The sequence below is a fragment of the Microbacterium sp. 05N427 genome (assembly GCF_056397105.1).
Window position 1 is genome coordinate 82,247 of sequence record NZ_JBFTMT010000004.1, and the last position, 14,863, is coordinate 97,109.

Here is a 14,863-nt window from a genome sequence, read left to right on the forward strand (position 1 = left end):
GTCAGTTGTTCTCCTCATCGAGAATCAGAGGCTCACCGGCCGGGTTACCGGTGTTCTTCTCGGTGTCGATCGCGTGCTGCAGCAGCACCACGGCGGCAGCCTGATCCACGACACCGCGGGAGTTGCGCTGCGTCCGTCCGGAGGCGCGCAGCGCCTGGTGCGCGGTGACCGTGCTCAGCCGCTCGTCGATCAAACGCACGGCGATCCCGCACGCACGGGCGAGAGCCTCCGCGAACTCGCGAGCGTCGAGGGTCGATGCGGTGTCCTCGCCACGGAGGTTGATCGGCAGGCCGACGACGAGCTCGAGCGGCTCGTACTCGGCTGCGAGCTCGGCGATGCGAGCGACGGCCGCGTCACCGCGCGGCACCGTCTCCACCGGGACGGCGAGCAGGCCGTCCGGATCGCACCGGGCCACGCCGATCCTGGCGCGGCCCACATCGATGCCGAGCCGCACGCCCCGTCGGAACCCGGTCACGCGCGACGCAGCTCCTGCTCGATAGCGGAGAACGCCGCAGGCAGCGCCGCCGCGTCGGATCCGCCGCCCTGCGCGACGTCGTCACGACCGCCCCCGCCGCCGCCGAGCACGCCGGCGGCGATCTTGGCCAGGGCGCCGGCCTTCGCGCCCTGGGCGCGGGCGGAGTCGTTGGTCGCGATGACCACCATCGGCCGGCCGTTCGCCACGCCGGAGATCGCTGCGACAGCGGCCGCGGAACCGAACGTGTCACGCACGCCGGTCGCGATCTCGCGCACCTCATCCGCCCCGCCGACCTCGCCGAGGTCATGCGCGACGAACTGCACGGCGCCCACGGAGGTCGCGGTCTTCGCGATCGCCGGAACGCGACCGGCGCGTTCCGCGGCCTCGAACTGGGCGATCCGCTTCTCGGCGGCCTTGAGCTGCGCGGCGAGGTCGCTCACGCGTTCGGTGAGCTGGTCGCGCGGCGTCTTGAGCGCAGACGTGAGCTGGGACACGAGCGCGCGTTCGGCGGCGAACTCGCGGAACGCGTCCGCGCCGACGAGCGCCTCCACGCGGCGGTTCGACGCGCCGACCGACGACTCACCGACGAGGTTGATGAGACCGATCTCGGCGCTCGACGCCACGTGCGTGCCGGCGCACAGCTCGCGCGACCAGGGGCCGCCGATGTCCACCATGCGCACGGTCGAGCCGTACTTCTCGCCGAACAGCGCCATGGCGCCTGCGGCCTTCGCGTCGTCGAGCGACATGATCCGCGTGGTGACCTCGAGCCCGTCCTGCACGGCGCGGTTCGCGATCTCCTCGATCTCGGACTTCGTGTCGCCGGACAGCGCCTGTCCCCAAGAGAAGTCGAAGCGCAGGTAGCCGGCCCGGTTCAGGGACCCGGCCTGGGTGGCTGTCTTGCCGAGCGTGTCGCGCAGAGCCGCGTGCACGAGGTGCGTGGCAGAGTGAGCCTGACGCGCGGCGCGGCGATTGGCCGCGTCCACGGTCGTGGTCGCCGGAGCATCGATCGAGACCACGCCCGTGGTCACCTCGACCGTGTGGCTGATCAGCCCAGGAACCGGACGCTGCACATCCAGCACCTCGAGCGCGTAGCCCGGGCCGGTGATGACGCCCTTGTCGGCGACCTGGCCGCCGGATTCGGCGTAGAGCGTGGTCTCGGCGAGGACGACCTCCGCCACCTGACCTTCGGCGGCGCTGCGGACCGGCCGGCCGTCGACGAGGATCCCGAGGACGGTGGAGCTCGCCTCGAGTTCGTCGTAGCCGAGGAACGCGGTCTCACCCTTCGCACGCAGGTCGCCGTACACCGACACGTCGGCGATCTGACGCTTGCGATTGCGCGCATCGGCCTTGGCACGGGAGCGCTGCTCCTGCATGAGCGAGTCGAACGCGGCGCGGTCGACGTTCAGCCCGGTCTCCTCTGCGATCTCGAGCGTGAGGTCGATCGGGAAGCCGTAGGTGTCGTGCAGCAGGAACGCCTCCGAGCCCTTGAGCGTCTCCGAGCCGGACTTCTTCGTGTCGGCGAGAGCCAGGTCGAGGATCGTGGATCCGGCATCCAGCGTGCGGCGGAAGGTCTCCTCCTCCGCGTTCGCGGCGGCGGAGAGCTGCGCCCAGTCCTGCTCGAGGATCGGGTAGGCGCTCTTCATCGCCTCCTGGGAGGCGGAGAACAGCTCGGGGAAGACGGGCTCGTCGACGCCGAGAAGACGCATCGACCGGACGGTGCGCCGCATCAGTCGGCGCAGGATGTAGCCGCGGCCCTCGTTCGACGGGCGCACGCCGTCCGAAAGCAGCATGAGCGAGGAGCGCACGTGATCGGCGACGACGCGGAAACGGACGTCGGCGGCGTGCTCGGCACCGTATCGGAGTCCGGACAGCTCGACCGCCCGGTCCAGTACGGGACGCACCTGATCGGTCTCGTACATGTTCTCGACACCCTGCTTGAGGAAGGCGACGCGCTCGAGGCCCATGCCGGTGTCGATGTTCTTCATCGGAAGCTCGCCGACGATGTCGAACTCGGTCTTGCCGCGGATGTTGTCGATGAAGTCCTGCATGAACACGAGGTTCCAGATCTCCAGGAACCGGTTGTCATCGACCGCCGGTCCCCCATCCTGACCGTACGCGGGTCCACGGTCGAAGAAGATCTCGCTGTCCGGGCCACCGGGGCCGGGCTGGCCCGTATTCCAGTAGTTGTCCGCGCGCCCGAGACGCTGGATGCGTTCCGGCTTCAGCCCGATCACGTCGCGCCAGATGCTCTCCGCCTCGTCGTCCGTCTCGAAGACCGTGACCCAGAGGTCCTTCTCGTCGAAGCCGAGTCCGCCGTCGCTCTCGGAGCCGGTCAGCAGCTCCCAGGCGTAGCGGATCGCGCCTTCCTTGAAGTAGTCCCCGAACGACCAGTTGCCGAGCATCTGGAAGAAGGTGCCGTGCCGCGCCGTACGTCCGACCTCTTCGATGTCGTTGGTGCGGATGCACTTCTGCAGGTCGGCGATACGCGGATGCGGAGCGGGGACCACGCCCGTGAGATACGGAATCATCGGCACCATGCCGGCGACGGTGAACAGCAGCGAGGGGTCATCGCTGACCAGCGACGCCGAGGGGACGATCAGGTGATCGTTCTTCTCGAAGTAGCTCAGGTAGCGCTGCGCGATCTCCGCGGTCTTCATGCTCGTCGAGGGGTCCTTGCTGTCAGGGCGCGCCGAAGCGCGGAATCGGGAGAGGGCGGATCCGCGTCAGTCCGCGGGACCGTCCTGAGTGAGGCGGGCCTCCTGCGCGTGGAACGCGTCGGCGAAGATCCCGGTGAACTCGTTGATCCGGTCGTCGACGGCCGCCAGCACGTCGTGTCCGCGCGGATCCTTGTTCAGGAAGTGCGCGGCGACGAAGCCGCCAATCACGCCGATGAGGAACCACAGCAGGGTCTTCATGTCACCACCTCCGGTTCGGGTCGCACGTCACAACGGTCTCCATCGTATGCGCAAACGCGAAGGAGGCGCCGGGGATACCCCCGACGCCTCCTCGGCGTGTTCGCAGAGTTCGCTGAACTCCGAGAGCTGAGTCGCTGGACTCAGCGCGCGGCGTAGTACTCGACGACCAGCTGCACGTCACAGGTCACGGGGACCTCGGCGCGCTTCGGACGACGGACCAGACGGGCCTCCAGCTTGTCGAGCTCGACCTCGAGGTAGCCCGGAACCGGGGGCAGCACCTCGGCGTGACCGCCGGCGGCCGCCACCTGGAAGGGCTCGAGGCCCTCGCTCTTGGGCTTGACGTGGATGAGCTGACCCGGCTTCACGCGGAAGGACGGGCGGTCGACGAGCTGGCCGTCGACGAGGATGTGACGGTGCACGACGAGCTGACGCGCCTGCGCGGTGGTACGCGCGAAACCGGCGCGGACCACGAGCGCGTCCAGACGCATCTCGAGCTGCTCGACGAGGTTCTCACCGGTCAGACCGTCCTTGCGACGGGCCTCGTTGAACTGGATGACCAGCTGCTTCTCGCGGATGCCGTACTGCTCGCGAAGGCGCTGCTTCTCGCGCAGACGGACGGCGTAGTCGCTGTCCTGCTTGCGCTTGGTGCGGCCGTGCTCACCGGGAGCGTAAGGACGCTTCTCGAGGTACTTGGCGGCCTTCGGGGTGAGCGCGATGCCGAGGGCACGCGACAGACGCACCTTGCGGCGGTCCTGGGACTTCGTAACCACGAAGTGTTCCTTTCGATACGCGGCCGCGTCGGTCACGGCTCGCGGACGTATCGTCTCGATTCCGCCCCTCACGAGCGCACGCCGGGGCGGACGAGAGGGTGGTGCAGGAGTGGAGAGATGCCCGAAAACACGGTTTCGAGCCGATTCATGCTATCAGATCAGGCCTGAGCGCCCGTCGCGCTTCGGGCTGAGCGCCCGGGCGCCGCATCGACCGGGACGCCGCGCGCGGGGCCGCCGACGGTGAGCCACGCGATGGCCGCAGCGAGCAGGGCGATCGCCAGCCCCGTGCCGGGCGTCAGATATCCCTGCGTGAGCACCCAGCCCACGCTCACCACGAGTGCCGCCGCGCACACGATCGCCGCCCACAGCGGCATGCGCCGGGAGCGCTCATCGGGCCAGAGCCGCTCCAGGCGCGGCACGGTGAGGCACAGTACTGCCAGCACCGCCACGATGGCGAGCACCCAGGGGATCCGCGTGATCCACCATTCCGTAGTGAGCACGGGAGGGAACGGCAGCCCGACCGCGAGCTGCACCCCGACCACGACGGCCATCGCCACCGTGTGCCACAGATAGATGACCATGCCGAACATGCCGAGTGCTCCGATGCCGACGAGCACCGGCCGCTGCCGCATCGCCGCACGGATCGCGGGTTGCAGCAGCGTGAACAGATACACCTGCGCGAGTCCGAGCAGGAGCAGCAGCACGGTCGGCGGGTTCAGGTTCGCGATCATGTCGGGGTCGTATCCCATGCCGAGCACCGCGACCGCCATCAGCGCGTAGGCGACCAGGGCGAGCACGAGCAGCAGCCAGCGCGGACGGCGCGAGTACCACTGATCCCGCACCCCGAAGCCGAGTTGCTGCACGAACAGCCACACGAACAGCCAATTCAGCGAGCCGACGGGGACGTGCAGGTATCTGTCCACCAGATCGACCGCGACCGCGAGTCCGGCAAGCGTGAAGTACGTCGCCCAGGCCGCACGGCGGTGCAGCGCTGCCATCAGCGGAACGAACGAGGTGCAGATCGCATAGACCGCGATGAACCAGAGCGGCTCGGCCAGGCGGAACGCGAAGGAGCGCAGGAACTCCGGATCCGCTCCGCACAGCGCGAGGATCCCCATCACCGTGAGCACGCCGAGCATCGCGAACAGCACAGGACGCGCGAGACGCAGCATCCTGGCACGGATGTACTCGGCAGCCGTTCCGCCCGCACCTTGTACGCGCCGCCACGTGGTGATCCCCGCGAAGCCGCCGGCGATGAAGAAGGTGGGCATGATCATTCCCACCCAGGTGATCGTCGTCAGCGGCTTCCATTCCGCAAGGGCRTTGAAGGCGCGCAGCGGATCGCCGGCGATGCCCATCTGCAGGGCGTGCAGCAGCACCACGACGGGCAGACAGATCGCACGAACGAAGTCGATCGAGAGGTCACGGTCGGGCGGGATCCTCGGGACGGCTCTGGCCATGGTGGTCTACCCCTCCCCCAGGATCCTCCTGATGCGCTCCAGGCGCGCCTGGACCTCGCGCTCGCCGCCGAGCGCCTTCGGCTGATAGTAGCGGCGCCCCTGCAGTTCGTCGGGAAGATACTGCTGCGGCACGATCCCCGCGTCGCTGTCGTGCGGATAGCGATAGCCCTTGCCGTGTCCGAGGCGCTTGGCCCCCGGGTAGTGCGCGTCGCGCAGATGCACGGGTACCCGCCCGAACCCGCCGGCGCGGACATCGGCGATCGCCGAATCGATCGCCAGATAGGCGGCGTTGGACTTCGCGGTGGTCGCGAGGTAGACGGTCGCCTCTGCGAGCGGGATCCGCCCCTCCGGCATCCCGATGAAGGCGACGGCGTCGGCCGCCGCGACCGCGATCACGAGCGCCTGCGGGTCGGCGAGGCCGATGTCCTCGGAGGCCGAGATCACGAGGCGCCGGGCGATGAAGCGCGGATCCTCCCCCGCCTCGATCATGCGGGCGAGATAGTGCACGGCCGCGTCGACGTCGGAACCCCGGATCGACTTGATGAACGCGCTGATGACGTCGTAGTGCTCGTCACCCTGGCGGTCATAACGCAGCAGTGCACGATCCACCGCCTGCGCGACGTCGTCATCCGTGACGGTCGGCGTCTTGTCCTCGGTCAAGCGGTCCGGCGAGGCCGCGACGGCCGCGGCGGCCTCGAGCCCGGTGAGCGCCCGTCGCGCGTCGCCGGAGGCGAGACGGATCAGGGCGGCGCGGGCGGAGTCGTCCAGGGCCACGCGCCCGTTGAACCCGCGCGGATCCGCCACGGCGCGGTCGATCAGGACACCGATGTCTTCATCGGTGAGCGGTTTCAACGTGAGCAGCAGCGACCGGGACAGCAGCGGGGAGATCACCGAGAAAGACGGGTTCTCCGTGGTTGCGGCGATGAGGATGACCCAGCCGTTCTCGACCCCCGGAAGCAGTGCGTCCTGCTGCGCCTTCGTGAAGCGGTGGATCTCGTCGAGGAAGAGGATCGTCGACTGGCCGTAGAGGTCGCGCTGGTTCAGCGCCTCCTGCATGACCTCGCGCACGTCCTTCACACCGGCCGTGATCGCCGAGAGCTCTACGAAGCGACGCGCCGACGAGCGCGCGATGGCCTGCGCGAGGGTGGTCTTGCCGGTACCGGGAGGACCCCAGAGGATCATCGAGACGCTCGATGCGGTCTTCGCCCCTGGATCCGCGAGAGTCACGATCGGCGATCCGGGGCGGAGCAGATGCTGCTGCCCGGCGACCTCGTCGAGCGAGATCGGGCGCATCCGCACGGCGAGCGGCGTCTGGCCGCTCATCAGCGGAGCTGCAGGAGTCATGCGGTCAAGGCTAACGGCGTGCGCCGACAGCGCGACGCACTGCGCACTCGCCCTCTCGCGGTGCGCAGCGGGCAGAGGCTCTCGCGATAGGCTCGGTCCTCAACATCCAGGGAGGATCCATGGCCGCTCGCCGCCCGACGAACGCCCGCGACCAGCGCGCTCGTGTCCAGCAGGAGCGCGCGCGTCTGCACGCCGCGCGCCTGGATCTGCACGCCGGGAGCGTCCGGCGCAGAGTGCGCGACAACACCATCGCCGTGGTCGCGGGAGCCGTCATCGTGATCGGCGCGATTGCGAGTCAGGTCGTGCACGCGGAAGCCACCGCACCCGCCCCGTCGCCTTCTCCGACGATCAGCCCGACGGACCTGCCGAGTTCCGCTCCCACGCCTCTGCCGACGGCGACGGAGACGCCGGCCGGCTGACGCACGCCCCTCTTGCGCGCCGGTCCGGCGTACTAGGCTGGCCCTGTCCTTTCCGCCTCCCGCGGCCCGCCGCGCAAGGAGTTCACCGTGTCCACCGAAGAGCACACCCCCGAAAACCCGATCGACGCCGCGCAGACTGCGCGGCCCGACACCGAGAGCGCGACGACGCCCATCGCCGACACGCCCGAGGCCGTCGCGGCAGAGGCGCCTGAGTCCGTCGACGAGGCTTCCGAGTCCGTCGCCGCCGAGGCCGCCCCTGCCGAGCAGCCCGACGCCCCCGCCGAGGAAGCGGTCGAGCCTGCGGACATCGCGGAGGCCGCCGAGGCCGCCGCTGCCGAGTCCGCTCCGGTCGCCGAGGAGCAGCCGCCCGCACCCGCGCCTGCACCGCGTCCGTCCGCGATGCCCCGGCCGCCGGCCATGCCGCGCCCGCCGGCATCGGCGATCCGCCCCGCCGCGCCCGTCGCGCCCGTCGCTCCCGCCCCGGTGAGCGTGAGCGATGCCGCCGAATGGGGACGCGTCACCGAGGACGGAACCGTGTCGGTGCGCGAGGGCGAGGAGTGGCGCGAGGTCGGACAGTACCCCGACGGCACCCCTGCGGAGGCTCTCGCCTACTTCGTGCGCAAGTTCGAGGACATCGCGTTCAAGGTGAACACGCTCGAGCAGCGCGTGCAGGCCGGGGGCTCCGGCGCCGTGGATCTCGCCAAGCAGGCGCAGCATCTCGTCGCGGAGGTCACCGACGCTCCGGCGGTCGGCGATCTCGCGAGCCTGCGCGCCCGCCTCGACGCGTTGACCGGCTCCCTCGCCGAGGCCTCTGCGGCGGAGTCGGCCGAGGCGAAGGCCGCGGTCGACGCCGCCATCGCCGAGCGCACCGCCCTGGTGGAGCGCTCCGAGGCGATCGCCGCGCAGGACCTCTCCTCCGTGCAGTGGAAGCAGGTCACCGAGGAGATGGGTGCGCTGTTCGATGCGTGGCAGAGCCACCAGCAGAACGGCCCCCGGCTGCCGAAGGGTGCGGCCAACCAGCTCTGGAAGCGGTTCCGCGACGCGCGTGCCACGGTGGATCGCCAGCGCCGCGCGTTCTACGCCGAGCTCGACGAGACGCACAAGGCCGCCCGTGACCGCAAGTCGCGACTGGTCGAGCGTGCGGAGGCACTGGCTCCCAAGGGCGTGGACGGGATCCCCGCCTACCGCGGTCTGCTCGACGAGTGGAAGGCCGCCGGCCGTGCAGGACGCAAGGCCGATGACGCGCTGTGGGCCCGGTTCAAGGCCGCGGGCGACGCGCTCTACTCAGCGCGTGCCGAGCAGGCGGCGGCGACCGAGGCGGAATCCGCTCCCCGTATCGAGGCGCGCACCGCGCTGCTCGAGGAGGCCAAGGCCGTCGCCGACGAGGCGAACCTCACCAGGGCCCGGGCGATCCTGACCCGCATCCAGCGCCAGTGGGACGAGGTCGGTCGGATCTTCCCGCGCGAGAAGGAGCGAGCGCTGGACGACCGTCTGCGCGTGATCGAGCAGGAGCTCAAGTCGCGTGAAGACGTCGACTGGAAGCGCAACAACCCGGAGACGAAGGCCCGCGCCGGCGCGATGAGCGAGCAGCTCCAGCAGGCCATCGCCAAGCTCGAGGCGGAGCGCGACGCGGCCGAGAAGTCCGGCAACGCCAAGGCCCTCAAGGATGCGACCGAGGCTCTCGAAGCTCGTCGCGCCTGGCTGAACGCGCTCGACGGCTGAGCAGGCGTCGCACACCGGCGATCGTCGGAGTTGTCCACAGGGCGGGGGTCTTCGGATCCCTGCCCTGTGGCGTCTGCCCCACACTGAAGGCATGCGCGGCGCCTTCCTGCACGTCCCCGGAGATCGGCTCTCCCTGTCCGAGCTCACCGCGGCGCGCCTGGACGGGGATGTCGTGGAGCTCGGCGAGGCCTACGCGCCGGCGGATCTCGTGGAGACCGCGGCCCTCCGCGCCTCCTCGCTGGCCTCGCTCATCTCCGGGATGCGCGACGCCGCGTTCGCCGGCATGAGCGCGGCCTGGATCCACGGGGCCGGCGACGCTGCGCCCGAAACGCATGAGCTGCAGAGCGCCTCAGGTCGCCGGCTGCGCGCTCCCGTGACGCGCCGGCTCATCGTGCACGACCCGGTCTTGGATGCTGCAGACGTGCAGCGTCTCGGCGGCGTCGCCGTGACGACCCCGGAGCGCACCCTCATCGATCTGCTGCGGTGGCCCGTGACGCTGCCGGCACGACATGACTGGGCCCGGTTGCTGGTGCAGGCGGATCCGGCTCTCGTCGGGCGCGCGGCCGCACGCCTCGCGGACATGCGCCATGGGCCCGGCTATCACCGCATCGCACGGTTTCTCGCCGCCCACGGGGCGGATCCGTCCTCCTCCTGAGCGACGACCGTCGCTCAGGAGGAGGTGACGCGGTAGACGTCGTAGACGGCGTCGATCCGGCGCACGGCGTTCAGCACGCGGTCCAGGTGCACCGTGTCGCCCATCTCGAAGACGAACCGGCTCAGCGCAAGACGATCGTTGGTGGTCTGCACGGTCGCGGACAGGATGTTCACGTGGTGCTCGCTGAGCACCCGCGTGACATCCGACAGCAGGCCGGCGCGGTCCAGCGCCTCGACCTGGATCTGCACGAGGAAGATGCTGCGTGCGGTCGGCGCCCACTCGACGTCGACCATGCGTTCCTTCTCGACCGACAATGCCTTGACGTTCACGCAGTCCGAGCGGTGCACGGACACGCCGCTCCCCCGCGTCACGAATCCGACGATCTCGTCACCCGGCACGGGCGTGCAGCATTTCGCGAGCTTCACGAGGATGTCCGAGGCGCCGCGCACCAGCACCCCGGAATCGCCTTCGCGCGGGGCGCGGCTGCGCCCATGCGCGGGCAGATCGATCGCACCGGTCGAGGTGTCCTCGGTCGAGGAGATGAGGGCGGTGACCTTCTCCAGCACGGACTGCGTGGACACATGCCCCTCGCCGACCGCGGCGTAAAGGGCCGAGACGTCCTCGTAGCGCAGTTGCTGGGCGACCTCAGCGAAGGAGTCCTGGTTCATCAGGCGCTGCAGCGGTAGGTTCTGCCGGCGCATGGCGCGCGCGATGGCCTCCTTGCCCTGCTCGATCGCCTCCTCGCGGCGCTCCTTCGTGAACCAGCCGCGGATCTTGTTGCGCGCACGGGTGCTCTTGACGAACGTCAGCCAGTCCTGGCTGGGCCCGGCATCGGGGTTCTTCGAGGTGAAGACCTCGACCACGTCGCCGCTGTTCAGCGCGGTCTCCAGGGGCACGAGGCGGCCATTGACCTTGGCGCCCATCGTGCGGTGACCGATCTCGGTGTGCACCGCGTACGCGAAGTCGACCGGTGTCGCCCCGGCGGGAAGCCCGATGACCCGGCCCTTGGGCGTGAAGACGTAGACCTCTTTCGCACCGATCTCGAAGCGCAGGGAGTCGAGGAACTCGCTGGGATCGGCGGTCTCCGCCTGCCAGTCCGAGATGTGCGCGAGCCAGGTCATGTCGGCGTCGGCAGAGGACGCCTTGCCGCCGCCGTTCATCCGCTCCTTGTACATCCAGTGCGCCGCGACGCCGAACTCGGCCTGCTGGTGCATCTCATGCGTGCGGATCTGGATCTCCACTGTGCGGCCGCCGGGGCCGATCACGGTGGTGTGCAACGACTGGTAGAGGTTGAACTTCGGGGTCGCGATGTAGTCCTTGAACCGGCCGGGCAGCGGCGTCCAGCGCGCGTGGATGGCGCCGAGCACCGCGTAGCAGTCACGGACCGTGCCGACCAGCACGCGGATCCCGATGAGGTCGTAGATGTCGTCGAACTCGCGACCGCGCACCACCATCTTCTGGTACACGGAGTACAGCTGCTTCGGGCGACCGGCCACCTTGCCGCGCACGCGCAGGTCGCGCAGGTCGCTCTCGACCGCGTCGACCACCTCGCGGATGTACTTGTCCCGCTGCGGGGTGCGCTGCTTGATCAGGCTGTCGATCTCGGCGTAGATCTTCGGATGCAGCACCGCGAAGGACAGATCCTCGAGCTCCGACTTGATCGCCTGGATTCCAAGGCGATGCGCGAGCGGCGCATAGATCTCGAGCGTCTCGGTGGCCTTCTTCGCCGCCTTCTCCGGCGGGACGAAGCCCCACGTGCGGGCGTTGTGCAGCCGGTCCGCGAGCTTGATGATCAGGACGCGGATGTCCTTCGACATCGCCACGATCATCTTGCGGACGGTCTCGGCCTGGGCGCTGTCGCCGTACTTGACCTTGTCGAGCTTCGTGACTCCATCCACGAGCATCGCGACCTCGTCGCCGAACGTCGCGGTCAGGTCGGTCAGCGCGTAGCCGGTGTCCTCGACCGTGTCATGCAGCAGAGCAGCCGCGATCGCACGCGGTCCGAGGCCGAGATCGGCGAGGATCTGGGCCACGGCCAGCGGGTGCGTGATGTACGGCTCACCGCTCTGGCGCTTCTGCCCCTCGTGCTTCTCCGCCGCGACCGCATAGGCGCGCTCGATGATCGCGAGGTCGCCGCGCGGGTGATTCTGCCGAACCGTGCGGATGAGGTTGTCGAGGTCGTTGATCCGAGGAGCGCGCGAGAAGATGCGGGGCACGAGCCTGCGCAGACTCGAACCCTGCGCCGGCGCCCCAGGCGTCGTCCCGACCTCGCTCATCCGACCTCCAGGCAGATCATCCTACAAGCGCCCGGAACGGCAGGACGCATCGGCGGGTCAGACCTCCACCGAGGTGACCGTGGCGCGCTCCCGCGCTGCGAGCACGCGCTTGTCGTGCTCTCGGATCGCCGGCTCGTTCTCACGGAACAGCGAGTACAGCGGYGCGGCGACGAACAGCGTCGAGTACGCGGCCACGATGATGCCCACGAAGATCGAGAGGGAGATGTCGGTCAGCGTCTGCGCACCGAGCCAGAAGGCGCCGATGAACAGGATCGCACCGACCGGCAGCGCCGCGATGACCGCGGTGTTGATCGACCGGATCAGGGTCTGGTTGACCGCGAGGTTCACGGCTTCGCCGAACGTCCGGGAGGACTTGGTGCCCTCCTCGCTCGTGTTCTCACGGATCTTGTCGAACACGACCGTGGTGTCGTACAGCGAGTAGGCGAGGATCGTCAGGAAGCCGATGACGGCCGCCGGGGAGATCTCGAAGCCCGCCAGCGCATACACGCCGACCGTGATCACGAGCACGTCGAGGAGGCCGAGGATGGAGGCCGCCGACATCTTCCAGGTGCGGAAGTAGATGGCCAGGATGAGGAAGGTCAGCGCAAGGAAGATCGCGAGGCCCCACAACGACTGGCGGGTGACGCCCTCGCCCCAGCTCGGGCCGATGAACGACGTGTTCACCTTGTCGTCGGAGACGCCGTAGGCCTTGGCGAGGGCCGCGGCGACGTCGTGGCTCAACTGCTCGCTCTTGAGCTGGGCGGTCTGCACGCGGATGTCGCGGTTGTTGACCGTGGTGACTTTGGTGGTCACGTTGGGCAGCACCGAGCGCACCGCGGCCGTCGCCTTGTCCTGGTTGCGGTCGGCCGGGGCTTCGACGGTGAACTGCGAGCCACCGGTGAACTCGATCGAGAACTGCACCGGACGGAACAGCGGCACGAGGGCCGATCCGATCACGAGCAGGATCGCGATGATGAACCAGACCCGCCGCCTTCCGACGAACGGGAAGGAGGTCTTGCCGGAGTAGAGGTCGTTGCCGAGATCGTTCATGGAGCGCATCAGTCGTTCTCCCCGTTCCGGCTCGCGCCCTGGTCCGCAGTGGCCTGAGCCTCCGCGCGCTTTCGTTCGGCGATCGTCTGGCGCCGCTCCGCCTCACCGCGGGAACGCCCGGCACGAGCCGCCTTCCCCTGGGACGCGGGAGCCACCGCACGGTACTCGGTGCGTCCGCGGTAGACGGCGCCGAGCGCTTCGGGATCCATGCCGGAGAGCGGGTGTCCGTTGCCGAAGAAGCGGGTGCGGGCGAGGATCTGCATCACCGGGTGCGTGAACACAACGAAGATCAGCACGTCGATGAGCGTGGTCAGACCCAGCGTGAACGCGAAGCCCTTCACGGTCGCGTCGGCGAGGATGTACAGCACCACGGCGGCGAGGATGTTGATCGACTTGGAGATGTAGATCGTGCGCTTGGCGCGGCTCCAGCCGTCCTCCACCGCACCGGTGATGGACTTGCCGTCGCGGAGCTCGTCCCTTATTCGTTCGAAGTAGACGATGAACGAGTCGGCCGTGAATCCGATCGACACGATCAGACCGGCGACGCCCGCGAGCGACAGGCGGAAGCCCATCCGCCAGCCCAGGATGCAGATCAGCACATACGTGATGACCGCCATCACGGCGATCGAGGCGATGATCACGAAGCCGAGCGCCCGGTAGCTGAGCAGCGAGTAGATGGCCACGAGCCCGAGGCCGATGAGACCGGCGATGAGACCGATCTGCAGCTGCTGGGATCCGAGCGTCGCCGAGATGGTGTCAGAGCTCTGCACGGTGAAGCTCAGCGGCAGCGCACCGAACTTGAGCTGGTCGGCGAGGCTCTTGGCCGTCTCCTGCGTGAACGAGCCGCTGATGGAGGGACGTCCGTCGAGGATGACGCCGTTCATGGTCGGCGCGGAGATGACGGAGCCGTCCAGCACGAAGGCGAACTGGTTGCGCGGTGTCTGACCCTGCTGGGTGAACGCGTAGAGGCGCTGGCTGACCTTGCCGAACGCGTCGGTCCCCTTGCTGTCGAAGGTCAGGTTGACCTCCCACTGCCCGTTCTGCTGGTTCAGGCCGGCCGTGGCGTCCTTGATCGACGTGCCGTCGAGCTCCACAGGGCCGAGCAGGTACTTGGCCTGGTCGCTGCTGTCGCACGCGATGAGCGGCTGGTCCGACGGCAGCTTCGCGGAGTCGCGCTTCGTCTTGCAGTCGTACGAGAGGAACTGGGCCTGCAGCTTCGGCGTGGCCCAGGACATGTCGCTGCCGTCGGTCGGTGACGGCGAGGGCGTGGATGCGAGCCCCGGTGCGGGCGTCGGATACGGCGTCGACTTGCCGTCGTCACCTACGAAGGACGTCGACGGAGCCGTGGCCGCCAGCACCGCACGCAGCTCCATCTTGGCGCTCGCCTGAATCCGGTTGCGGGTGGCCTCGTCCGCCTTGCCGGCGATCTGGACGACGATGTTGCGGCCGCCCTCCGTGGTGATGTCCGACTCGCCGACACCCGAGGCGTCCACGCGCTGACGGATGATCTGCGCCGCCTGGGTGAGCTGGTCGGCGTTCGGATCCTTGCCGTCGGCGGTCTGCGCGCTGAGGATGATCTGCGTGCCGCCCTGCAGGTCCAGGGCCAGCTGAGGAGCCCAGGAGCTCTTGGCGAACCCGTACACGCCGAGCGCGTTCAGGCCGAAGAGCACGCCGATGGCGATGAGCAGGCCGAGCAAGACCCGCCAGGCGTGCTTGACGGGAGAAGACGATGCCACGAAGGTTCTTCGCTTTCTGAGGGGGACGGTCTGTCCGGAGG

At 69.0% G+C, this 14,863-nt stretch carries 12 protein-coding genes; 3 read left to right on the forward strand and 9 right to left on the reverse strand.

Annotated features, from left to right (window positions below; all coding sequences use genetic code 11):
* Position 1: 1 nt before the first annotated feature.
* The 6 genes from ruvX to AC1DG4_RS05405 form a co-directional block, all read right to left on the reverse strand.
* Positions 2–475: a Holliday junction resolvase RuvX gene (gene ruvX / locus AC1DG4_RS05380; protein WP_477381747.1), complete on the reverse strand. Its 474-nt coding sequence runs from the start codon at positions 473–475 to the stop codon at positions 2–4.
* Positions 472–3,132, reverse strand: coding sequence for an alanine--tRNA ligase (alaS, locus tag AC1DG4_RS05385; RefSeq protein ID WP_477381745.1), 2,661 nt, complete (start codon positions 3,130–3,132; stop codon positions 472–474). The genes ruvX and alaS overlap by 4 nt, the downstream gene beginning before the upstream one ends.
* 66 nt (positions 3,133–3,198) lie before the next feature.
* A complete protein-coding gene (locus AC1DG4_RS05390; RefSeq protein ID WP_477381743.1) occupies positions 3,199–3,390 on the reverse strand; it encodes a hypothetical protein in 192 nt (63 codons plus the stop codon).
* A gap of 140 nt (positions 3,391–3,530) precedes the next feature.
* Entirely contained in the window at positions 3,531–4,160 is a 630-nt protein-coding gene (rpsD, locus tag AC1DG4_RS05395) for a 30S ribosomal protein S4 (protein WP_233309522.1), read from the reverse strand.
* Positions 4,161–4,318: 158 nt separating this feature from the next.
* On the reverse strand, positions 4,319–5,620 hold the full coding sequence (locus AC1DG4_RS05400) for an acyltransferase family protein (RefSeq protein WP_477381741.1): 1,302 nt from the start codon (positions 5,618–5,620) through the stop codon (positions 4,319–4,321).
* Positions 5,621–5,626: 6 nt separating this feature from the next.
* A complete protein-coding gene (locus AC1DG4_RS05405; protein WP_477381739.1) occupies positions 5,627–6,964 on the reverse strand; it encodes a replication-associated recombination protein A in 1,338 nt (445 codons plus the stop codon).
* Positions 6,965–7,083: 119 nt separating this feature from the next.
* Here AC1DG4_RS05405 and AC1DG4_RS05410 point away from each other — a divergent pair, with 119 nt between their 5' ends.
* The 3 genes from AC1DG4_RS05410 to AC1DG4_RS05420 all read left to right on the forward strand — a co-directional run bounded on the left by AC1DG4_RS05410 (position 7,084) and on the right by AC1DG4_RS05420 (position 9,760).
* On the forward strand, positions 7,084–7,383 hold the full coding sequence (locus tag AC1DG4_RS05410) for a hypothetical protein (protein WP_477381738.1): 300 nt from the start codon (positions 7,084–7,086) through the stop codon (positions 7,381–7,383).
* 87 nt (positions 7,384–7,470) lie between these two features.
* The gene (locus AC1DG4_RS05415; protein WP_477381736.1) at positions 7,471–9,105 is read left to right on the forward strand and encodes a DUF349 domain-containing protein; all 1,635 of its coding nucleotides are present in this window, start codon (positions 7,471–7,473) and stop codon (positions 9,103–9,105) included.
* A 91-nt stretch (positions 9,106–9,196) separates the two neighbouring features.
* Positions 9,197–9,760 (forward strand): type IV toxin-antitoxin system AbiEi family antitoxin, encoded by a 564-nt coding sequence (locus tag AC1DG4_RS05420; RefSeq protein ID WP_477381734.1) that lies wholly within the window; start codon positions 9,197–9,199, stop codon positions 9,758–9,760.
* Between the two features lie 14 nt (positions 9,761–9,774).
* Here AC1DG4_RS05420 and AC1DG4_RS05425 read toward each other — a convergent pair whose 3' ends face one another.
* Genes AC1DG4_RS05425 through secD form a run of 3 tightly spaced genes read right to left on the reverse strand, consistent with a single transcriptional unit; the run spans position 9,775 to position 14,822 of the window.
* Positions 9,775–12,036, reverse strand: a complete 2,262-nt coding sequence (locus AC1DG4_RS05425) for a RelA/SpoT family protein (protein WP_477381732.1) — start codon at positions 12,034–12,036, stop codon at positions 9,775–9,777.
* Positions 12,037–12,093: 57 nt separating this feature from the next.
* Positions 12,094–13,095 (reverse strand): protein translocase subunit SecF, encoded by a 1,002-nt coding sequence (secF, locus tag AC1DG4_RS05430; RefSeq protein ID WP_477381730.1) that lies wholly within the window; start codon positions 13,093–13,095, stop codon positions 12,094–12,096.
* Complete coding sequence (gene secD / locus AC1DG4_RS05435; protein WP_477381728.1) at positions 13,095–14,822, reverse strand: protein translocase subunit SecD; 1,728 nt, start codon at positions 14,820–14,822, stop codon at positions 13,095–13,097. Before secD ends, secF begins: the two co-directional genes overlap by 1 nt.
* Positions 14,823–14,863 lie beyond the last annotated feature (41 nt).

Coding starts and splice junctions, on each gene's coding strand:
- AC1DG4_RS05425 (WP_477381732.1), bottom strand. CDS start 12,036: ATGAGCGAGGTCGGGACGACGCCTGGGGCGCCGGCGCAGGGTTCGAGT.
- alaS (WP_477381745.1), bottom strand. CDS start 3,132: ATGAAGACCGCGGAGATCGCGCAGCGCTACCTGAGCTACTTCGAGAAG.
- AC1DG4_RS05390 (WP_477381743.1), bottom strand. CDS start 3,390: ATGAAGACCCTGCTGTGGTTCCTCATCGGCGTGATTGGCGGCTTCGTC.
- AC1DG4_RS05410 (WP_477381738.1), top strand. CDS start 7,084: ATGGCCGCTCGCCGCCCGACGAACGCCCGCGACCAGCGCGCTCGTGTC.
- AC1DG4_RS05420 (WP_477381734.1), top strand. CDS start 9,197: ATGCGCGGCGCCTTCCTGCACGTCCCCGGAGATCGGCTCTCCCTGTCC.
- AC1DG4_RS05405 (WP_477381739.1), bottom strand. CDS start 6,964: ATGACTCCTGCAGCTCCGCTGATGAGCGGCCAGACGCCGCTCGCCGTG.